The organism is bacterium, assembly GCA_024228115.1.
Classification (GTDB): domain Bacteria; phylum Myxococcota_A; class UBA9160; order UBA9160; family UBA6930.
Window position 1 is genome coordinate 1 of the sequence record JAAETT010000292.1, and the last position, 20,237, is coordinate 20,237.

A 20,237-nucleotide genomic window follows, 5' to 3' on the forward strand; every position below is an offset into this window, starting at 1 on the left:
CCTCTACTACGGGGATCTGAGCCATCAAGTCCGTGCGATCCAGAATGCACTGGGCGCGGCCGTCGGCCCGCGTCGCTCTCCTTGAACGTGAGCGGATGTGTTATCCCGGGTTCGAGCTATGGCGCAGCCGAATAGAGAGATCTGCCTATCCGATCGGCTCAGCTCGTGACCGGATACGACACGGGGAGTTCGTAGGGTCCTTCTGAGAAGGAGGGCATCGGATGGAGTTCCCCGCCACGTTGGTCGAGTTCATGGAGCAATTCCCTGACGAGGACGCATGCCGAGCGTACTTGGAGGAAATGCGTTGGCCGAATGGATTCGTGTGCCCGCGCTGCGAGGGCACGGACTTCTCGTCCATCACGAGTCGAAGGCTTCGGCAGTGCACGACGTGCCGCTACCAGGTCTCGGTTACGGCGGGGACCGCGTTCCACGCTACGCAGACCTCCTTGCGGAAGTGGTTCTTGGCGATCTTCTTCCTCGCTCGGCACAAGCAAGGAATCTCGGCGCTGCAGCTCCAACGCGATCTCGGCCTCGGCAGTTACCAGACCGCATGGACGATGCTCCACAAGCTTCGGTCCGGGCTGGGACGCCGCACGGGGGAACTCCTCAAAGGCGCTGTCGAGACCGATGAGACCTTTGTGGGGGGATCTCGCTCCGGTGGGAAGCGCGGGAGAGGAGCCCCCAACAAATCGATCGTCGTCGTGATGGTCGAGCAACTCGAACACTCGGCGGGATCCGCCGTGCTGGAAACCATCCCCGACGCGTCCTGGAAGAGCCTCGGTCCCGCGGTACGCGGAGCCATCGAAGAAGCCAAGACGACCGTGATGACCGATGACTGGAGCGGCTACTGGCCGCTTGCCGCGGCAGGGGTCGATCATGAGGCCACGACCCTGGGTTCGCCAGAAGCCGCCGGTGAAGTCCTGCCCTGGGCCCACACGATCATCTCGAATCTCAAGGCCTGGTTGGTCGGAACTTTTCACGGCGTCAGCCACAAGCACCTCGACGGGTACCTCAGGGAGTTCACCTACCGCCTCAACCGACGCTGGACCGAAGACAAGCTCTTCTACTACCTGACCCGCCGCGCCGTCGAGGGCAGTCCGCTTCCCTATCACCGACTCACAGCTGAGCCGATCGGATAGGCAGACAAGTCAATTGTAAACCCCGTCCCCGCTGTTGACTTATTCGGCGAGGGCTCGTTTCAGGACTTTGCCCGTCGGGTTCCTGGGGAGCGCGTCGAGGAAGACGATGTCCCGGGGCACCTTGTACCGGGCCAGATGGGTCTTCACGTAGCCCTTGAGGGCGGCCTCATCCGCCTTGGCGCCCTCGCGGAGAACGACGAAGCCCTTCAATCGCTGGCCGAACTCGTCGTCGGGGACGCCCAGCACCGCCGCTTCGACCACATCTTCATGGTCTGCGAGCAGGTCCTCGACCTCGCGGGGGAAGACGTTCTCGCCGCCGGAGATGATCATGTCATCGTCCCGGCCGTCGACGAAGAGCAGCCCGTTCTCATCGAAATGGCCGACGTCTCCGCTCGACATCAAGCCGTCGATGATCTCCTTGTTGCCGCCGCCCGTGTATCCGTCGAACTGGTTGTCGTTGCCGACGAAGATGCGCCCCGTCTCGCCCTGGGGAACGTCCCGCCCTTCGCTGTCGAGGATGCGGATGGTGACGCCACGGGGCGGACGACCCGCGGTGCCCGGGGCAGAGCGAAGCTCATCGGGCATGGCGATCGAGGCCTGGGCCACCTCGGTCGAGCCGTAGAGGTTGTAGATGTTGTCGCCGAAGGTGTTCATCCAGCGCAGGGCCAATTCACCGGGTAGGGCGGAGCCGCTTGCACATACCGCCTCGAGCGATGACGTGTCGTAGCGGCCGATCACGTCATCTCCCAACGCCAGGATGCGCTGCATCATCACGGGTACGACGGCAAGGATCTGGGGTCGATGTTCCTGGATCGCAGCCAGGGTGTCTTCGGGGTCGAAGCGCCGCCGCAGGACGGCGGTACAGCCGAGCTGGGAGGCGAGCAACAGGTGCATGCCCCCCCAGGAGTGGAACGTAGGCGCCACGATCAGATTGCGGGTTCCGGTCCGCAGGGGCATGCGTCCGAAGAGCCCGACCAGGCTGTCGACGCCCTGGCGCTTCATCTTGCGCTGGGCGCCCTTCGGGGTGCCGGTCGTCCCCGAAGTGAGAATGGTCGTCCGCCCGGGCTCCGACGGCGGGTCGATGGGCCCGGTGTCGTGGGCGTCGGCAAGGTGTTGGATCGTCTTGTCGGAAACGTCGGGCGAATCCTTCCAGGTGAGGAAGCCCACGTGGTCGGCGGCGCCTCCCTCTACGATGCCGCGGAACTCTTCGTCGTAGAGGAGGACCCGGGTGCCTTCACGGGCGCATACCTCTTTCAACTGGGGAGAGGCGAAGCCCGTGTTCAGCAGCAGTGTGTTGGCGCCGAGCTTGTCCAATGCGATCTGGGCCTGGACGAAACCCCGGTGGTTGCGCGCGAAGAGCCCCACGCCATCGCCGGGCCCCACGCCGGCCGCCCGCAGCCCTCTCGCGATGGCATTCGTCGATTCGTCGAGCTCCTTGAACGTCATCGTTCCGGCTTCGTCGATCACCGCTGGCAGGTCGGGGTGGCGGGCTGCCGCGGCTGAGAAGCCGGCTGCCGTGGTGCTGCCGAACTTGCGCGCCGCGGGAAGCAGGCTTCCCAGGAAGCGCGGGCTCAAGAAGCCGCTGTCGCCCAGGACCTGGAAGGTCTCCAGGGTTCGGAGTAGGGGACCGCCTCGTCCAGTGCCTCGTAGACTCATACCGGGATTGTAACGGCAGTCTGGGCAGTCCCGCCGGGGTTGTGGCAGGATGCCTGCAATAAGCTGGTTAGGAGACGGAATGCTCGACCTCGTCATCAAGGGCGCCACCATCGTGGATGGCACCGGCGCCCCCAAGGAGACCGGAGATCTGGGAATCCAGGACGGCCTGATCGTCGCCCGGGGGCAGGTCACTGAGGCTGCCCACGAGACTGTGCAGGCCGACGGAGCCCTGGCCGCGCCCGGGTGGGTGGATGTCCATACCCACTACGACGGGCAGGTCACCTGGGACGATCAGATGGATCCTTCCGCCTCCCACGGCGTGACGACCGTGGTGATGGGCAACTGCGGTGTCGGCTTCGCCCCGGTCGCACCCGGCGGAGAGGACGAACTGATCGAGCTGATGGAGGGCGTCGAAGACATCCCCGGGACGGCACTTCACGAAGGCATGCCCTGGGGCGCGTGGGAGACCTTCCCCGAGTACCTCGATTTCCTGGCCAGCCGCGAGTATGCCATCGACGTCGGTGCCCAATTGGCACATGGCTCGCTTCGCAACTACGTGATGGGCCAACGCGGCCGGGACAATGAAGATCCCACCGCCGACGATCTGAAGCGCATGGTGGACATGGTCGAGGAAGCCATGCGGGCTGGCGCCCTGGGCTTTTCGACGTCGCGCACCATCGGTCACCGCTCGATGGCGGGTGTCCCCGTGCCTGGCACGTTCGCCGAGACAGAAGAGCTGCTGGCCTTTGCCGAGGCCATGAAGCGCGTCGGTTCCGGGGTGTTCGAGTTGATCCCCGCAAGCACGATCGGAAAGCTCGATACGCTAGGTGGCGAGAAGTTCTCTCTCGAGCAGGAGTTCGAGCTGATCAAGAAGATCGGACGCGCCTCGGAGCGCCCCGTGACGTTTACGACCGTGCAGATCATGGATTTTCCGGACACCTGGGAATCCTATTTGAAGCAGAGCGCGGAGGAGAACGCGAAGGGTTCGAACTTGAGGCCCCAGGTGGCTTCCCGGCCGATCGGCTTCGTCACGAGCCTGCAGACCTACCATATGTTCCAGCGCCGGGAGACCTACCTGAAGCTCGCCGATCTTCCCCTCGCCGAGCGCGTTCGCGAAATGAAGAAGCCCGAGGTGAAGGCCGCGATCCTCGCCGACGCGGATGTTCCGGTCGGGGATCCGGGCGCCATGGCGAATATCCACCTGCTTCTCCAGCAGGTGGCGTCGTTCCTCTTTCCGCTCACGATCCCGATGGACTACGAGCCCGACCCCAGCAAGATGTTAGGTGGCGCCGCCGCCGCCGCGGGCCAGGCCATCGACGAGTTCCTCTACGACTTCCTGCTCGAAGAGGGCGGGAACCGCTTTGCCATCCTTCTCGGGTCGAACTACCTGGCGTTCAACCACGATGCCATCCGCAAGATGTTGACGGATCCGAACACGGTGGTGGGCCTCTCCGACGCGGGTGCTCACGTGAACTTGATCTTCGACGCGGTCGCGCCCACCTACCAGCTGGTCCATTGGGCGAGGGATCGGGCGCGAGGAGAGAGTTTGCCTCTCGAATTCGTCGTAGAGAAGCAGACACGAAACAATGCCGAGCTCTACGGCCTGAAGGATCGGGGCAGCCTCGAGATCGGCAAGCGAGCCGACATCAACCTGATCGACTTCGAAAACCTCAGCCTCGGCGAACTCGAGGTGCGCAGCGACCTGCCCGCTGGCGGCCAGCGCATCCTGCAGCCCGCGACGGGCTACCTCGCGACCTTCGTGAAGGGCGTGAAGACGCGAGAGAACGACAGCGATACCGGTGCACGCCCGGGTCGGCTGGTGCGTGCACAGGCGTGAATCCACCAGACGCGTTTCAAGCGCCGGATCCGACGAGAAGCAGGCCGCCCCCGAAGAGTGCGAACGTCACGAGGAAGATGACGAAGCAGTAGCCCATGATCGCCTGGGAGCGCAGGCCCGCAATGGCGAGCAGGGGAAGGGTCCAGAACGGTTGGATCAGATTCGTCCACTGGTCCCCGTAGGCGACGCCCATCACCACGACCGGAGCCTCCACGCCTAGCTTCTGGGCGGCTTCGATGAAGATGGGTCCCTGCACGGCCCACTGCCCACCTCCGGACGGCACGAAGAAATTGAGCGCGCCGCCGGAGACGAAGGCCCAGAAACCGAGCGTTTCCGGTGATGCGAGGGCGACGAAGCCATCCGAGAAGAGGTGAACGAGAGAAGTTCCCGTCATCAAGGCCATGATGCCGGCGTAGAAGGGATATTGAAGGATGATCGGCCCCAGGGTTCGGCTGGCGCTCTGGACCAGCGCCACGTAGTGGATCGGAGAACGCGCGAGGACGAGTCCGAGCCCCAGGAAGGACCAGTTCACCACGTCGAGGGTCAGCTCGAGGCCTCGGCTGCGGAACCAGGTGAACAAGTAGGCAAGTAGAAGCGCTCCCATGCCTGACGAAATCCAACGGGCGTTCTCGAGCCGGCGCCCCAGGGTCGAGCGGTCGGGCTCGGCAGGTTCGGGGGCGGTCGGTGAGCCGACCCACTCGAGGGGTTTCGTTTCCCGCGGTGCAAGGCCGGCACAAACGTTTGCCACCACCGCGACCGTGATGGCTGCGAGTGCCAGGTTCCACGGCGCGAAGATCGTCTCCGTGACCGGAATGACGCCGGCCATGCTCTCCAGGGCGTGGCCCGGTGTGGCGACGAAGAGTGCCGCCGAGCTGGAGTAGCCCATATGCCAGACCACGAATCCGCCGTAGGCGCTCGCGACCAGCAACGGGAAGTGGAGCCGCAGACCACGGGCACGTCCGGCCCGGGCCACGCCGAGGGCGATCAGGGCGCCGACGACCAGGCCCAATGACCATGCGATCAAGCTGCCCACGCCCGCGACGATCGCGACCCAGGCGTAGGCCTGGCGTTCGGTCCGCGGCCAACGAGCCATCCGGTCGAGGGCGGTGCGAACGAGATCCGTATGCGCCAGGGAGTGTGCACAGAGCAGGGTCAAGGCGATCTGGGTGATGAAGGGCAGCAAGCCCTTCAGTCCGTTCCCCCAGATTTCGAGCGCCTCCAGGCTCGACGTCTCGGTAAGGCCGATCGCCAGAGCGAACGTCACCCCTGTCAGCAAGATCGCGAAGACGAACGAATCCGGGTAGAAGCGCTCCACGAAGGCTACGAAGGGACGCGCCATGGAATCGGGAGACAGTCGCACGCAGGCGAGTCTACCTGGCTCCCTCTTCAGCCGGCCACGCTACCTTCGGAAGCGGTGAGGGTTGTCTGCGATCGTTTCGTGAAGGCCGGGTTGGCGCGGCTCCTGCTCGTGGCGTTCGGGTTGTCGGGGTGTCTTTCCCCAGCGCAACCGCCCGCCCCGAGCCGCTGCGAACCGGCCTTCCCCTTTCGGCAGGGCTGGCTCGGCGGCGATGCCGCGTTCTCGGTTCCCCTGGGTGGGCATCGAAGCCTCTGGCTGTTTGGCGACACGTTCGTCGGTGAGCCAGGTCAAGCGAGTCGCCGGGGTGCCCGCTTCATCCACAACTCGATCGCGCTTTCCGAATGCGACAGCGAAGGCCAATGGTCCATCGACTATCGTTGGGGCACGGGGCCCGACGGAGCGACCGCATTCTTCGATCGCGGAGAAGCCGGGAAATGGTGGTGGCTCTTCGACGGCTTCTCGTACGGGGGGCATCTCTATGTAGGCCTTCTCGAAGCCGAGGCAACGCTGCCCCGTGGCCCATTGGCCATGCCCTTTGGTTTCACTGGCGTCGAGCTCGCGCGCATCTCCAACCCCGAGGAGGATCCCTCGGTCTGGCAATTCGAGCGGTTGCGCTTGAGTCGCAGCCCGTTGGCGTTGCCGGCCAGCGCGATGGTCGCCCACGGGGCCCACGTCTACTTCTTCACCTTCCTGGATCGGCAGGCGCGCTCGTATCCACGCATTCTCGTCCGCTTGCCCCTGGCCAGCCTCGATTCCGGTGCAGACGATCTCGAGCCCTCTCTCGAGACGCTGACGACCGATGGCCACTGGCAACCGGGCTTTCATCCGCTCGCCGCCCGAATCATCATGGAAGATGATGCCACCGAGATGAGTGTGCATTTCCTGCCCTCTGAAGGTGTCTGGCTCGCGCTGTATTCCTACCCGAGCGTGAAGGGTGACTTTCCCGAGCAGCGCCCTTCCGACAGGGTCTGGTTCCGAACCGCAGCGTCGCTCTCCGGCCCCTGGTCTCCAAGGCGCCCGCTGTTCCAGGTTCCTGAACTCGATCCGAACGGGGTCGATGATGTCGACCCCCACACCGCCTGCTACGCCGCGAAGGCCCACCCCCAGCTCTCGGTGCCGGGCAGCGTGGTGTTCACCTACGTGTGCAACCTGTTCGCCGGGCCGGGCGGAGATGTCGGGGTGTTGCTGGACCGACTCGTCGAGGATCTCGAGGTCTATCGTCCGATCCCGGTCGAGGTCGATTTGCCGCCCGATCTCTCCCGGGAAGGCCATGACTGAGCCTGCCCTTCGAGGATTCTCCTCTCCTCTACTTCGGGATCGGCAAGATCATCCTTACGCGTTGCTGGTACGCGCGGTAGTCGTCGCCGTGCAGCTCGACGAGCGTCCGTTCCTCGATGTACAGGGCGAGCAGGATGTAGACCGTGCAGACGGCCGCGAAGAAGAAGCGTGACATCGTCATCACCGGTGCCGCCCAGAACGTCACCAGGAAGCCCAGCATCAGCGGATGGCGGACGACCTTGTAGAGCAGATGCTCCTTGAACTCGGGGCCGGTGTAGGGGCGCCCCGTCGCGTAGAAGAACGTCTGCTTGAGGCCGAAGAGGTCGAAGTGATCGATCAGGAAGGTCGAGAGCAGCACGATTCCCCAACCGATGAAGAAGAGGACCATCAAGGCCGTTGCGGCTGCTCCCTCTACCTCCCAGAGGACGCCCGGGAGTGGACGCCATTGCCAGACCATCGCGATCAGGATCAGGTTGGTGACGAGGACGAAGAGGCTGCGCTCGGTCGCCGCGGGAATGAAGCGAATCAGCCACTTCTTGAATCCGGACCGCGCCATGACCGTGTGCTGGATCGCGAACAGGCCGAGCAGCCCCAGGTTGATCAGCACGGCCTGGAAGACGGGCCCCTGGACACCGGAGTCGATCGTCTTGGGAACGATGAAGCCTCCGATGAAGCCGATCAGATAGAGGAAGACCCCCAGGAAGAGGACGTAGGTGAAGACACCAAAGGCCAGCACGAGGCTGCGCGGGATCGCGCCGCTCTCGGTCACCGGGATTTCGTAGGCAGGACTTCCGGACATGTCGGGCTCCCTTCGAATCGTTCGGGCCCATGGCCTGCGGCCCATTGTAGGCGCGTCGCCCGGCGAATGAACAGCTCGTTTCCACGGGCGTCCGCCGACCTCGTGGAACCCGACGCTGTCCTGACGAGGCCTCGGGTGGCCTCAAGCGAGATGACGCTCGAAGAAGCCCAGCATTCGTCGCCAGCTATCGCGGGCCGCTTCATCGTCGTAGCCGGTGTGCATCGGGGAGATGGCACCGAGTCGGGTCAGGATGGGCCCATGATGGCTCATGTAGCTATGCCCCGCAGTTGGATACGTGACCACGTCATGCTCGACGCCCAGATCGTCGAGCATCCCGTCGAGTCGCTCGCCGACGGATCCGAACACACGGTCGCGGGCGCCGAAGCCGCCAACCACCGGGCATGTTCCCTCGAGGTCCTCCTTGCGGCGGGGGGCGTCGCAGTAGAAGGCCGCCGCCGCTCCGAGAGGCGCACGAACCGCAAGCATCAAGGCGAATCCCCCGCCCATACAGAAGCCCGCCACACCGACCCGGCTCGCGTCGACGTCCGGACGTTCTGCGAGCCAGGCACGAGCCGCTTTGAGGGAGGCGAGTGCCGGGCCTTCGCGCCTGGCGAGTGTCCGGAGGGTTCGCATTACACAGCGCGGGCGGGATCCCGCCCCGCTGTAGAGATTGGGCGCCAGTGCGACATAGCCTGCCTTGGCAAACCGCTCGGTGATGTTCCGCATGTCGTCACCGAGCCCGATGATCTCGTGAATCACGAGGAGCGCCGGGGCCGGGCATTCGGCCGCCTCCGGCAGCGCCAGGAAGCCGCGCATCTTTTCCTTCGTTCCCGCCTCGAACTCGACTTCCTCGGACATGCTCGTTCTCCCGGCCGTTCTTCGCTGCGGGCTCCATCGGGGACCCAACTCTGGCACCGAAGTCGGGCGAGCGCACGCTGCCTGTAGGAATCCATTCGGGGGCGAGAGGGACTTCTTCGTGTACGCTGCTCCTTCCGAATCGATAGGAGGCCGCGCAGGACCCCATGAACGTCAAGGCAGCCGCCCCGCCGGAACCCCCCGCCGATGGCGCGGTCGAGTTCTCGGAGACCGTCGAGATCGCGGCGGATGCTGCTCGGGTGTGGAGCGCCCTGACGGTCCCGTCGGAAGTCGTCCTCTGGGACACCGGGGTGGTGCGTCCTCTCGAGATTGCGAGCGATTACCCGCAGCCGGGGCAGGCGACTCGCTGGCGCTATGAGCTGGGGCCGCTTCGCCTGACCCTCCGCGATTTCCCGGTCGAAGTCGTCGAAAACCAGACCTTCCGCTCATTGATCCGCCTGGGGCCCTTTTGTTTCGATGAGACGTACAGCCTCCACGAGACCGCCCGGGAAGATGGAGCAGCGAAGACGCGGCTGAAGGCGAAGCTCGTGCTGTGGAGTGAGGTTCCGCTGCTGGGGAGTCTGCTCACCCGATGGGTCGGCCGTCCAACTGCAGCCTCCGTGGTTCGGCACTCCCTGGAGGCGATTCGTGCGCATTGCGAGGCGCGCAACTGAAGAGCGAGCACCGTCGGCGCCCCGGGCTGGCGCGTTTCCTAGACTCGTCGGCTCGAACGAAGCGTCGACCATCACGAACGAGGAGGCTGTCATGCAGTCGAGTTCCCGAAGAACCCGCTACACCCGGGCTGTCCTGATCGCAATCGCGAGTCTGGGGCTGTGCGTCGGCGGGCTTGCCGAAGGGACCTTCTCGCCGGATCAGGTGGAGGGCCCGTTCACATGGGGCAGCGTCTCCAACGTCACTCACCTGAGCCATCTCTGGTTCGCCGGCCAGCCCGATCAAGCGGGGATCGAGAAGGCGAAGGCCGAAGGCATCGCGGTGGTGATCAATCTGCGCGACCCCTCGGAGCATGCCTGGGACGAGAAGTCCGCCGTCGAGGCGCTGGGAATGACCTACTACAACGTGCCGGTTCGCGGCGTTCCCTTCGACAAGGCGGCGTTCGCGGAGATCGAAACTCTCGTGAAGCAACATCACGGTGAAGAGATTCTCGTACATTGCGCAAGCTCCAATCGCGTGGGCGGCTGGCTCGCGACCCACCTGGTGGGCAGCCACGGGATGAGCGCTGATGAAGCGATCGCGGTGGGCCGGCGAGCCGGGATCACCAAGGAGCCGATCGCCGAGGCCGTCCGGGCGTTCGTGGGGCCCTAGCGGGAACGTCTCTGCATCCATCTCGACTGAATTCAGTTTCAGAAGAAGTTGAATTTGGATTCAATTCGAACTAGGCTTCCGTGACCGCCGAATTCCGCGGCGGACCACGGAGGCAAGATCATGGCGAACCCGAACGTTCTCCAATCGAAGAGTGTCCACCACGTCGCCTATACGACCCGCGACGCAGAAGCGACCTACGAGTTCTACACGCAGAAACTCGGGATGCCGCTGCTCCGCACCGAGAACCACAAGCAGGGCGATGGCTACTTCCGGCATTTCTTCTTCGGAATGGGGGGAGGTGAGGCCATCGCCTTCTTCCAGGTCGATGGCGTCGGCGAGGAGCCGGATTTCAAGACCGAGATCTCGACCGGTCTCGGGCTTCCGCCCTGGGCGAATCACATCGCCTTTCGCCTCGATACCCTCGAAGAGCTCGAAGCCATGACGAAGCGGATGCATGAGCGTGGCATCGAGCAGATCATGCAGGTCGACCACGGTTGGTGTACGTCGATCTACACGATGGATCCCAACGGCATCATGGTGGAGTTCTGCGTCACGACGGATGCGAAGCACTTCGAGCAGACCGAGGAGGAAGCCCTGCGGTTGCTCCGTCTGCCCGCCAACGAGATCCCGGAAGAGGAACGGAAAGAGACGTCCATCGGGAAGCTCGTCTAGGTCTTCGTCGTGGGCACCGGGGAACCGCTGGCATCGGGACATACCGAATCACCTGAGCTCCCGGCGGACGGCACGTTGTTGACGGCTCGCGGAGTTCGTAGCAGAGCGGCGCTTCTTGCGGCTGCACGCCAGCTCTTCCAACGCCAGGGTTACGCGAACACCAAGATCGCGGATATCACCCGGGAAGCGGGCCGCGCGTTGGGCTCTTTCTATACCTACTTCGCCAACAAGGAAGAGGTATTGGAGCAGATGGCGGAGGATTTCAAGGCGGAAATCGACGCTCGCCTGACCGAACTCGATTTGACTCGGGCCGAGCCCTACGACGTGATCCGAGACATGTGCGCAGTCCATTGGAGCAGTTGCAGGGCACATTCCGCGGAGCTTGCGGCGATCTTCCAGGCGTCGATGTTGGATGAGCGGTTCGCACAGCGGTGGCGGGAAATCCGCTTCGACGCGCGCAAGAAGATTGCAGCGGGGATCCGCGCTCTCGAGCGGGCAGGCCAGGTGCACAACCCTGATCCCGAAGCCATGGCCTCGGCATTGGGTTCGATGATGGACTACTTCTGTTATGTCTGGCTGATCGAAGGAGGCGAAGCGGACCGCGTGTCCCTGCCCGATGAGGTCGCGATCGAAACGATGGCGCGTGTCCTGTATCGGAGCCTGTTCGCGGAGGCCGAGCCCGATTCCGCCATGAGTGACGAACGAACCTGAGCAAGGCGACATAGGAGTTCCCTTGGTATCGATCGAACGGCGCTTCGTCTCCCTTCCTTCTCCGACCGCAGGTCGGAACGGAGCTGGCTATATGCCCACCCAGGGCATCTACCACCATGCGAAGGGGAGCCAGCCCAGGACGGCGATCATCGCTACCCACTACAACGTCGACTTCTCCGAGCACTATATGGGCGAGTTGATGGCCGCCCGGGGCTATGGGTTCCTCGGTTGGAATACCCGCTTCCGCGGGTTGGAGTACGCCTTTACCCTGGACAATGCGCTGGTGGATATCGGTGTAGGCGTGCGCTGGCTTCGGGAAGAGGCTGGCGTCGAGAGCGTCGTCCTCCTCGGGAATTCGGGCGGTGGCTCGCTCATGGCGGCCTATCAATCCCAAGCGGTCGAGCCGAATCTCGTGCCTCTCCTTGGCGCGCCCGTATCCGACGCGGCGATGGAACTCCTGCCGGGCGATTTCTACGTATCGACGAATGCGCATCCCGGGCGGCCCGAGGTGTTGACGGATTGGTTCGACCCTTCGGTCACCGACGAAACGGATCCTGCCTCGGTGGACCCGGCGCTCGACATGTACGACCCGGAGAATGGTCCGCCCTATTCCGCGGAGTTCGTGAAGCGATATCGGGCAGCCCAGGTTGCAAGGAATCATCGGATCACAGCCTGGGCGCTCGAGGAGCTGGAGCGGGTTCGAGCTGCGGGATGCCTCGATCGGGTCTTCAACCTGCACCGGGCCTGGGCAGATCCCCGCCTGCTCGATGGCTCTCTCGATCCGAATGATCGGGAAGTCGGAATCTGTTACCTCGGCCCCCCGAAGTTCTTCAACTACAGCCCCTTCGGGATCGGCAACTCGAATACCATTCGTACATGGCTCTCGATGTGGAGCCTGGAAATCTCACAATGCCGGGCGATTCCCCACCTCGAGCGGATCCGAGTGCCCTCCTTGGTCGTTCAGAGCATGGCGGATACCGGCGTCTTTCCGGTCGATGCTCATGCGCTCCACGACAATCTGGCCGCAGAAGACAAGAAGCTCGAGTTCATCCCCGGTGATCACTACTTGCAGAAGCCTGGGAATGCACGAGAGGTCGTCGGTGATCTGGTAGCCGGCTGGCTCCAGGATCGGCGCGTCTGACGCTACTGGGGTAGAGAAACGGTCTCGAGAGGGGGCTCGGGTTGGATCATTCCTCGGCGTCAGCGCTCAGGCCGGCTGACTCTGCCCAGGCTTCGAGGCCATCCACGCGTTCCAATTCGAGCTGGAAAGCCAGGTCAAGGGCATCCTTGGGGCGGGCAATCAATCCACCTGCGATCGTGGGTACTTCGACCGCGAAGGCTGTAAAGGAAGAGGCCAGGACGCCCTTCGCGTAGTGGCGGTCGTTGCCTTGGATGATTTCGACAGGGAAGGCCACCTGGAAATCCTTGCCGCCGAAGCTCAAGACGCCGGCCAGCTCGAATCGGCCGCTCGGAAGGGCCTGGCGCAATGTCTCCGCCTCGAGCGGGCTCGAGAGAAAGCGTATTTCGGGTTGCTCCTCGGCGCCGAGCAGGTCCGCAACGGCACCGTCTCGGAAACGGTTGTTCGAATCCAGGCTCTCGATCGGCAAGCTCACCGAGATCCGCGGTGCGACGTCGTCGGGTGTCGACGTGAGCGACGCCTCGACCTCGCAGCTCTTTCCAACGATACCGGTGTCGACGACGAACCACATGTCCTTGATCGTCTGATACGCGACGCAGTGATCTGCCGATCCGAATATCGTTTCGTCCTCGGCCGCCCCGCCTGCCATCGGGGGCAGGACGATGAGGAAGAAGAGGGCTGTCGCGGCGAGTCTCATCTTTGGCACCTTCCGAACGGGGAAGCGGTTACTGTAGTAATACGTAGAATTCCTGCCCGCATCAGGCGGCGTCGGCCAGATCCAGGGAGAGACTCGATGGCGAAACCCCGTACCAGCCAGGGCTCGCGTAGGCTCCCGGTCGCTGCCTTCGTCGGTGGCGTCGTGTTCTGTGTCTTGGCTTGTGGCTCTTCCGAGGAACCGACGGTCGCAGTCCAGGATCCGGTTTCGGCCCGTGTCGACATGTACGACAACACGTTCTACCCGCGAGTCGTGCGAATTCCCGTCGGCGAAAGTGTCCGTTGGGTGAACGTCGGACGCAACCCGCATAACGCCGTGGCGGACGATTGGTCGTGGTCCACGGAAGCAGACTACGGTGATCTCACGATGCCCGCGGAGTCCGAGGCATCGGTCGAGTTCCAGGAAGCAGGTGTCTTTCCGTATTTCTGTACGTTCCATGGTGCCCCCGGCGGAATCGCGATGGCTGGAGTCGTCGTCGTTGGCGATGTGGAATTCGCGGAGGCAGAGAGCGCAGGTCCGAGCGTCGTATCCGTGGCCTCGGGTATCACCCGGCACGTCCCAGAGGACTATCCGACCATTCAGGCGGGTGTGGACGCAGCCAGCCCTGGCGATCTGGTGCTGGTCGATCGGGGCATCTACCGCGAAGAGGTGCTGGTGACGACTCCGTCTCTGGTCATTCGCGGAGTCGATCGCAACGAAGTCATCGTCGACGGCGAGTTCTTGCGCGGAAACGGCGTGCTCGTGCTTGCGGATGGTGTGGCCATCGAGAACATGACGGCTCGGAATGCCGTCCAGAACGGATTCTTCTGGACCGGGATCACCGGGTATCGGGCGTCCTACCTGACGGCCTACAACAATGGGCTCTATGGCGTCTACGCATTCGATTCGACCGATGGCCTCTTCGAGCACTCATGGGCCTCGGGGTCTCCGGATTCCGGGTTCTATGTCGGGCAATGCCAGCCCTGCAAGATGGTGATCCGCCACGTCATTTCCGAGAACAACGCCCTCGGCTACTCCGGCACGAACTCGGGGGGCGACCTCTACATCGTCAGCTCGATCTGGAGACATAACATTGCGGGAATCGGGCCCAACACCCTGGACTCGGAGCTTCTGCCGCCGCAACGGAGATCGACGATCGTCGCCAACCTCGTCGTGGCCAACGGCAATCCGGAGGCACCGACGCTTCCGTTGACCCGGCCCGTCCTCGGGATGGGAATCGTTCTCGCCGGTGGCCTGGAAAACGTGGTCGAGCGGAATCTGGTCGTGGGTCATCAGGATCACGGGATCGTCGTCATGCCGAACCAGCACGAGAACTTCTGGCCCGCCAAGGACAATGTGATCCGGAAGAACATCATCCGGCGTTCTGGCCGTGCGGACCTCGCGCTCGCCGGCCCCTCGAGCAGCGGGAATTGCTTCGAGGCCAACGATTTCGAGACGAGTGCTCCGCCAGGGCTGGAGGTCTTTCACGGCTGTCGGGGGCTACGCCTTCCGCTCGGCTGGGACATGCTGCCCAGTCTGGCCGTCCTTCGTCGGGTCGACTGGGCAAATAGTCCGAACTTCGAGTCCTCGGACTACAAGGTGCAACCCGTACCACCCGATCAGCCGCTCATGCCCGGCGGCGTTTCCGCGCCGGTCCGGCCCGCCGTGGATGTCTTCGAGGGGCTCGACTTCGATCTCGCTTCGGCGGAGCTGCCTCCGGAGGCCGACGCCTATCAGGGCGGAGAGACACCGGATTCCCTCCTTCCCGACTACGCGCGGGCCAGTGCACCCGGCCTTCTGGTCTCCCTGCTGATGCGTTGGTCGTACTACCTCCCGGCAGTCTCTGCTCTTGCCTGCCTGGCGCTCGGCCTGGCAGGGAGGTGGCGATTCGGGGCTGGCATCCTCGTGGCGGGATTGCTCGTCAGCGGGATCCTGCTGATGATCGGTGTCCGAAGCCTGGCGGGTGTGTAGGTGCCCGTGAGGCGTCGCGATCTCATGCGGCTCCTGCTCGGCGGCGGCGTCGCAGCGGGGACGGGCCTGGCAGGCGCGCGAGCACAGGCCGACGCGTACGCCGATGACGCCGCAACCGGGATGCACGAGATGCCCGCCCCCGTCGTCCAGTCCGGCTACGGAGGTGACGCGGATCCGCCTGCCCGACTGGGCGCAAAGGCGCTCGATGCCCTGTCGATACCACCGCCTCCCGAATTTTCCAAGCCCGGCCGTGTGCGCGAGGTGTCACTCTGGGTGAACGAGCGACCGATCGAGGTCGCCCAGGGAAAGACATTTGCCGCATGGACATACAATGATCGCGTGCCGGGCCCGCTGATTCGGGCCACCGAGGGCGACGAACTCCTGATCCATTTCCGGAACACGGGGATGCATCCCCACAATGTGCATTTCCATGGACGGCATGCCGTAAGCCAGGATGGCTGGCAGCCCGTTCCAGCTGGCGCATCCGAAACGTATCGCTTTCGGGCCGGCCCGGCCGGGCTCCATCCCTACCATTGCCATGCGCTTCCGGTTTCACGGCATATCGCGAAGGGGCTCTACGGCGCATTGATCGTCGATCCGACCACACCAAGGGCTCCGGCCCACGAATTCAATCTCGTGCTATGCGGCTTCGATCTGGATGGCGACGGGCGAAACGAGCTCTATGCATGGAACGGAGTTGCGGGCTTCTTCGCACGCTTTCCAATCAAAGTCCCCGCCGGTGAGCTCGTCCGGCTCTACATCACGAACATGGTGAGCGGAGATCCTGTCGCTTCGTTCCATCTGCACGCCGAGACCTTCGATGTCTACAGGACGGGGACGAGCCTCGAGCCGGACGAGCACACGGACGTCGTGACCCTCGCTCAAGCCGAGCGGGCGATCGTCGAGTTCCGTTTGCCCGAGCGAGGCCGCTACATGTTTCATCCCCACCAGGTGCACATGGCTGAACGAGGGGCGATGGGCTGGTTCTCTGCGATCTGATGCGAACCGTGGTCCGGCTAGAACTCGAGCTGCCTCGTGAGGACGGTGGTGTCGCCCCCGTGCACGGGCGTGGCAAAGACCGGTCGCGCGGCGAGTAGATCCGCTGCGGCTTCCGGGAGATCGTAGCTCTGCTCGATCAGCCAGGCCGAGACCGGCTCGTCCCCCGGGAGAACGAGTACCAGCTCGAAGCCTTCCGGGGGGACGGTCAGGTGCGCAAAGCGATGCCACCCCTTCGAGAACATCAACAACCTTTCGCTATTCGGCGGGAATGGCGTTCCTTCGATCGCAACCGAGGTGGGCGTCGTCTCCGGCGGGAACCAGAGCTCCATGGTCGGTGCGCCTCGAGGTGAGCGGAGGCGAACCTTGAACTCACGGCCTTCCGAAACCGATCGCGTCGCCAGGATTTCCACCTCGGGCCCAGCAATCGAAAGGCTGTCGGTCGGGCCGACGGCGGCACGGTCGATATACCAGCCCGGAAGGGTGGGAAGCGGGAGTTCCGAATCGCTCAAACCGCCGGCGATCCGCATCCGTTCCGGAACAGGGCCCTGTCGCTCGCTGACGATCCAATGAGCGATGTTCGCGTCCGCGTCCTGGTGGAACATGATGCTTACGTGCCGAGGATGATCGCGTGTGTAGGACGGCAACACGAGCTGCAAGATCGACGCGACGGAGATGCAGGCAACACAGGCCACGATCCATGCGCCGACCCTCTGCCTTTCGCTTCGCGCCACGAGGGCTGCCAGGCCCGATCCGGCAAACGCGACGCTCGTCGCGACGAGGGCACCGGCTCGGAAGCCCAGCATCGTCTCGAACAGGAAGGCCATCGGAAGCCAGAAGAACCCCGCTACCGCGATCCAGCAGAGAGAGCCGGCGACGATGCTGGTGTCGTCCGCTTCGCTTCGCCGTTGTTTCCCCATCAGCATTCCGAGGATTGCCGCCAGCAGCGGGAAGACCAGCAGAAAACCCGCGCTGGGGAGCGAGATCGTCAGGGCCAGGCCGAGGATGGCCCACCAGAGCAGAGCGCCACCAAAGGCTCCCAAGGCGCCGGCACGCCGCCCCAGCCAGGTGTTTGCGACGAGGGAACCCGTCAACCCGAGCACCCAGAACGCAATTCGGGCAGGGAGTGGGTAGGCGGTCCACGGTGCGAGGCTGCCGTCCAATTCCTGGAGGGAGACGGTCAGGCCAAAGCCGAAGGCACACGCAAGCGCAATTCCGAGCAACCATGCGGCACTTCCACAAGAGAGCAGTCGAATGCTGACAGCGCCCCGACGAACGCGATCGCCGAGCACTCCCAAGACGGCCAGGAAGGCGATGAACGCCAGCGGCATTCCCCAGGAGGCGGGCCAACGAACCAGGCCCATTCCGCCCGCGTCGAAGAAGGCGGAATCATCGGATTCGGGAATCGGGAGCTCAGAGGCCGCGAGCTCACGGGCGAGCGGGAGGATTGTGTCTCCGTGCTGCTGGATCGTCGCGGGGTCTGCGTGGGCTACGTCATCGACAGGCGTGTGGTAGCGCTCGACATTTCCGGCATTGGCGAAATTCAAGCCCGCCATGCCGTGCCTCTTGAAGATCGTCAGGTCCGTATCGTTGGGGAGGATTTCATAGAGATCCTGGAAGACCGAGGAGCCCGAGGTTCTTGGCACCACCCGTGAGAAGAGGGCCAGTAGATCCGAATTCCCATCGCTGGTCTCGAACATCGCACTGGTTCCGCCGGTTCCACGAGCCTCCACGTTCACGACGACCGCCACGTCCGCGGCCCAGGGATCGAACTCGACGAAGGCCTGCGCACCGATCAATCCCTGTTCTTCGCCCTCATCGAAGAGGAAGATCACGTCGTTCCGAGGTGGTGCGTCCAAGCGAAGAGCCCGTGCCGTTTCCAGGAGAACCACCACCCCGGTGCCGTCGTCCGAGGCGCCCGGGCCGGCCGGCACGGAGTCGTAGTGAGAGGCAAGCAGGACGGCCGTATCGGAGCCGGTTCCGGGGAGCCGCGCCAATACGTTCTGGACGTCGGCACAGGCCCCGTTGTCCGTGCACGCGAAGCTCTTGCGAACGATGGGCGTGTATCCCATCTGCACGAGCTCGTGGAGCAGGCGTTCGCGGACCCGTGCGTTCGCCGGGCTTCCACCTGGATGAGGAATGCCATCTCCGACGAGGCGCTCCAGCATCTCCAGCGCCCGCGTTGACGAGAATCCGTTCGCCGGCTCGTCCCCGGCTCGAGCCGGCGGAGGGTTCATGCTGGAGGCAACGAATCCCGCAGCGAGTAGGAGGATCAACAAGCCGGCGAGAAGAGGCCTGCCGGAGGCCGTCAACACTGTCCTCCAGTTTCGACGCAATTCGACACGCTGGGATGCGTTTCGAGCGCGGCTCGCATCGGGCTTCCTGATCGAGGGGGATTGGCTAGGACGCCGTCACGCTCTCGGGTAGACGCCGGGTCAGGATCTCAACGGCCTCCTCGACCAATTCATCCACGATCTCCGCGGCCGGTTTGATCTCGTCAATCAAGCCTGAGACCTGTCCGGCGAAGGGCCCGACGTACTCCACCTTTCCGGCGCGATTGAACATGTCCACGACCGCCGAGGCCAACATCACCTGTACGGGGAAGCGCAGTGGCTCCAGATTCGATTGCTCCCACAAATCATGGAAGCGGTTGTAAGTCGCTCGAGAGGTCTTGCCCGTGTAGATGGTGGTACGGCGCGTATCCTCATCTGTGGCATTCAAGATGGCCTCTTTCTGAAGGTCGAGGGCGCCACCTTCGTTGGAGGCCAGGAAGCGGGTGCCCACCCAGACTCCCACGCAGCCCATCGCGAGCGCCGCGGCCACCCCTCGTCCGTCGCCGATTCCTCCGGCGGCAAGAACCGGCGTAGGAGCGGCCACATCGATCGCCTGCGGCCAGAGCGCCATGGATCCGACCCGACCCGTATGTCCGCCAGCTTCATGCCCCTGCGCCACGACCAGGTCCGCTCCGCTCGCAGCGATACGTCCCGCGTTCTTCGAGTTGCCAGCGATGCCGAGCACCTTCATTCCCGCCTGATGTGCGGCCTCGACCATGAACCCCGGGTTGCCCAGGCCCGCGCAGAAGAGGGGCACCTGCTCGTCGATGCAGGCCTCGACGGCCGCATGGGGCCGCGACGTGGTGGTGCCGCTGCTCAGCACCGCCTCCGTATCTGGCAACCCGAGTTCCTGCTGGATGTGCAGGAACCATTCGCGGTGTTCCTGGGGAAGCGTTTGCAGGATGTCCTTCAGCGGAATCTCGTGCGTGTTCTCGGCGGGAGCATCGCCACTGGCCACCTGCTGGGCGGGCAGCAGCAGGTCGACGCCGAAGGGCTTGTCCGTCTGCTTGCGGATCTCGCGAATCGCGTCACGCATCTCTTCCACGGTATAACCGGCGCCGCCTAGCACACCGAGACCGCCAGCCTCGGAAACGGCTACGACCAGCTCGACGGGAGCACCGGTGGACTCACCGATCAGGCTAGGGCCCATTCCAGCGCTGAGAATGGGGTATTCGATTCCAAGCATGTCACACAGGGGGGTTCTAAGAGTTCGCTTCGTCATCCCGAGATCCTAACGCGAAGACCCCACCTCGCGCTCCAACGGCTGGGATCGATTTCGCCGAATCTGGGGCCGCTTCGCTCCTCTTGCGAGGTACGGGAGTCGCCGGGGCTGGGCACATGTAGACGCTCACTCAGAAGCGTAGAAATCTGATCATTTGGCCGGGGGGCGACGCAGCCCGCCGTTCCGGATTCCGATTCAGATCTTCCGGGTCGAAAGGTCCTTGACCCAGGGCGAACGCCCTCCCGGCTCGACCGGA

Annotated in this window: 17 protein-coding genes; 10 read left to right on the forward strand and 7 right to left on the reverse strand. The window is 64.0% G+C overall.

Translation table 11 applies throughout. The features are described 5' to 3' along the window. Positions 1-221: 221 nt before the first annotated feature. Entirely contained in the window at positions 222-1,139 is a 918-nt protein-coding gene (locus GY937_13130) for an IS1595 family transposase (protein MCP5057648.1), read from the forward strand. Positions 1,140-1,178: 39 nt separating this feature from the next. Here the strand turns inward: GY937_13130 and GY937_13135 are convergent, their stop codons facing one another. Then, positions 1,179-2,795 (reverse strand): AMP-binding protein, encoded by a 1,617-nt coding sequence (locus GY937_13135; GenBank protein ID MCP5057649.1) that lies wholly within the window; start codon positions 2,793-2,795, stop codon positions 1,179-1,181. A 79-nt stretch (positions 2,796-2,874) separates the two neighbouring features. Between GY937_13135 and GY937_13140 the strand changes: the two genes are divergently transcribed. After that, complete coding sequence (locus tag GY937_13140; protein MCP5057650.1) at positions 2,875-4,632, forward strand: amidohydrolase family protein; 1,758 nt, start codon at positions 2,875-2,877, stop codon at positions 4,630-4,632. Between the two features lie 16 nt (positions 4,633-4,648). Here GY937_13140 and GY937_13145 read toward each other — a convergent pair whose 3' ends face one another. Then, on the reverse strand, positions 4,649-5,971 hold the full coding sequence (locus GY937_13145) for a short-chain fatty acid transporter (GenBank protein ID MCP5057651.1): 1,323 nt from the start codon (positions 5,969-5,971) through the stop codon (positions 4,649-4,651). Between the two features lie 75 nt (positions 5,972-6,046). On the opposite strand from GY937_13145, the gene GY937_13150 reads away from it, so the two are divergent. After that, a complete protein-coding gene (locus GY937_13150; protein ID MCP5057652.1) occupies positions 6,047-7,267 on the forward strand; it encodes a DUF4185 domain-containing protein in 1,221 nt (406 codons plus the stop codon). Between the two features lie 28 nt (positions 7,268-7,295). On the opposite strand, the gene GY937_13155 is transcribed toward GY937_13150, so the two are convergent. Together GY937_13155 and GY937_13160 are read right to left on the reverse strand one after the other, a co-directional pair. After that, positions 7,296-8,018 carry an isoprenylcysteine carboxylmethyltransferase family protein gene (locus GY937_13155; protein MCP5057653.1) on the reverse strand — a complete coding sequence of 241 codons (723 nt, stop codon included), beginning with the start codon at positions 8,016-8,018 and terminating at the stop codon, positions 7,296-7,298. Positions 8,019-8,207: 189 nt separating this feature from the next. Continuing rightward, positions 8,208-8,924, reverse strand: a complete 717-nt coding sequence (locus tag GY937_13160) for a dienelactone hydrolase family protein (protein ID MCP5057654.1) — start codon at positions 8,922-8,924, stop codon at positions 8,208-8,210. Between the two features lie 164 nt (positions 8,925-9,088). Between GY937_13160 and GY937_13165 the strand changes: the two genes are divergently transcribed. The 5 genes from GY937_13165 (at position 9,089) to GY937_13185 (ending at position 12,768) form a co-directional block, all read left to right on the forward strand. Beyond that, positions 9,089-9,595, forward strand: coding sequence for a hypothetical protein (locus GY937_13165; GenBank protein MCP5057655.1), 507 nt, complete (start codon positions 9,089-9,091; stop codon positions 9,593-9,595). Positions 9,596-9,686: 91 nt separating this feature from the next. Next, entirely contained in the window at positions 9,687-10,244 is a 558-nt protein-coding gene (locus GY937_13170) for a hypothetical protein (GenBank protein MCP5057656.1), read from the forward strand. A 120-nt stretch (positions 10,245-10,364) separates the two neighbouring features. Next, positions 10,365-10,916 carry a VOC family protein gene (locus GY937_13175; GenBank protein ID MCP5057657.1) on the forward strand — a complete coding sequence of 184 codons (552 nt, stop codon included), beginning with the start codon at positions 10,365-10,367 and terminating at the stop codon, positions 10,914-10,916. A 9-nt stretch (positions 10,917-10,925) separates the two neighbouring features. Continuing rightward, positions 10,926-11,627, forward strand: a complete 702-nt coding sequence (locus GY937_13180; protein MCP5057658.1) for a TetR/AcrR family transcriptional regulator — start codon at positions 10,926-10,928, stop codon at positions 11,625-11,627. A 10-nt stretch (positions 11,628-11,637) separates the two neighbouring features. Beyond that, a complete protein-coding gene (locus GY937_13185) occupies positions 11,638-12,768 on the forward strand; it encodes an alpha/beta hydrolase (protein ID MCP5057659.1) in 1,131 nt (376 codons plus the stop codon). A gap of 46 nt (positions 12,769-12,814) precedes the next feature. Here GY937_13185 and GY937_13190 read toward each other — a convergent pair whose 3' ends face one another. Continuing rightward, complete coding sequence (locus GY937_13190) at positions 12,815-13,462, reverse strand: YceI family protein (protein ID MCP5057660.1); 648 nt, start codon at positions 13,460-13,462, stop codon at positions 12,815-12,817. A gap of 96 nt (positions 13,463-13,558) precedes the next feature. Here GY937_13190 and GY937_13195 point away from each other — a divergent pair, with 96 nt between their 5' ends. Then, on the forward strand, positions 13,559-15,430 hold the full coding sequence (locus tag GY937_13195) for a plastocyanin (protein ID MCP5057661.1): 1,872 nt from the start codon (positions 13,559-13,561) through the stop codon (positions 15,428-15,430). 6 nt (positions 15,431-15,436) lie between these two features. After that, positions 15,437-16,429: a multicopper oxidase domain-containing protein gene (locus tag GY937_13200; protein MCP5057662.1), complete on the forward strand. Its 993-nt coding sequence runs from the start codon at positions 15,437-15,439 to the stop codon at positions 16,427-16,429. Positions 16,430-16,446: 17 nt separating this feature from the next. Here the strand turns inward: GY937_13200 and GY937_13205 are convergent, their stop codons facing one another. After that, entirely contained in the window at positions 16,447-18,738 is a 2,292-nt protein-coding gene (locus tag GY937_13205; GenBank protein MCP5057663.1) for a M20/M25/M40 family metallo-hydrolase, read from the reverse strand. An 88-nt stretch (positions 18,739-18,826) separates the two neighbouring features. Next, a complete protein-coding gene (locus GY937_13210; GenBank protein ID MCP5057664.1) occupies positions 18,827-19,981 on the reverse strand; it encodes a nitronate monooxygenase in 1,155 nt (384 codons plus the stop codon). Positions 19,982-20,237 lie beyond the last annotated feature (256 nt).

Coding starts and splice junctions, on each gene's coding strand:
- GY937_13130 (MCP5057648.1), top strand. CDS start 222: ATGGAGTTCCCCGCCACGTTGGTCGAGTTCATGGAGCAATTCCCTGAC.
- GY937_13135 (MCP5057649.1), bottom strand. CDS start 2,795: ATGAGTCTACGAGGCACTGGACGAGGCGGTCCCCTACTCCGAACCCTG.
- GY937_13140 (MCP5057650.1), top strand. CDS start 2,875: ATGCTCGACCTCGTCATCAAGGGCGCCACCATCGTGGATGGCACCGGC.
- GY937_13145 (MCP5057651.1), bottom strand. CDS start 5,971: ATGGCGCGTCCCTTCGTAGCCTTCGTGGAGCGCTTCTACCCGGATTCG.
- GY937_13160 (MCP5057654.1), bottom strand. CDS start 8,924: ATGTCCGAGGAAGTCGAGTTCGAGGCGGGAACGAAGGAAAAGATGCGC.
- GY937_13165 (MCP5057655.1), top strand. CDS start 9,089: ATGAACGTCAAGGCAGCCGCCCCGCCGGAACCCCCCGCCGATGGCGCG.
- GY937_13170 (MCP5057656.1), top strand. CDS start 9,687: ATGCAGTCGAGTTCCCGAAGAACCCGCTACACCCGGGCTGTCCTGATC.
- GY937_13175 (MCP5057657.1), top strand. CDS start 10,365: ATGGCGAACCCGAACGTTCTCCAATCGAAGAGTGTCCACCACGTCGCC.
- GY937_13190 (MCP5057660.1), bottom strand. CDS start 13,462: ATGAGACTCGCCGCGACAGCCCTCTTCTTCCTCATCGTCCTGCCCCCG.
- GY937_13195 (MCP5057661.1), top strand. CDS start 13,559: ATGGCGAAACCCCGTACCAGCCAGGGCTCGCGTAGGCTCCCGGTCGCT.
- GY937_13210 (MCP5057664.1), bottom strand. CDS start 19,981: ATGACGAAGCGAACTCTTAGAACCCCCCTGTGTGACATGCTTGGAATC.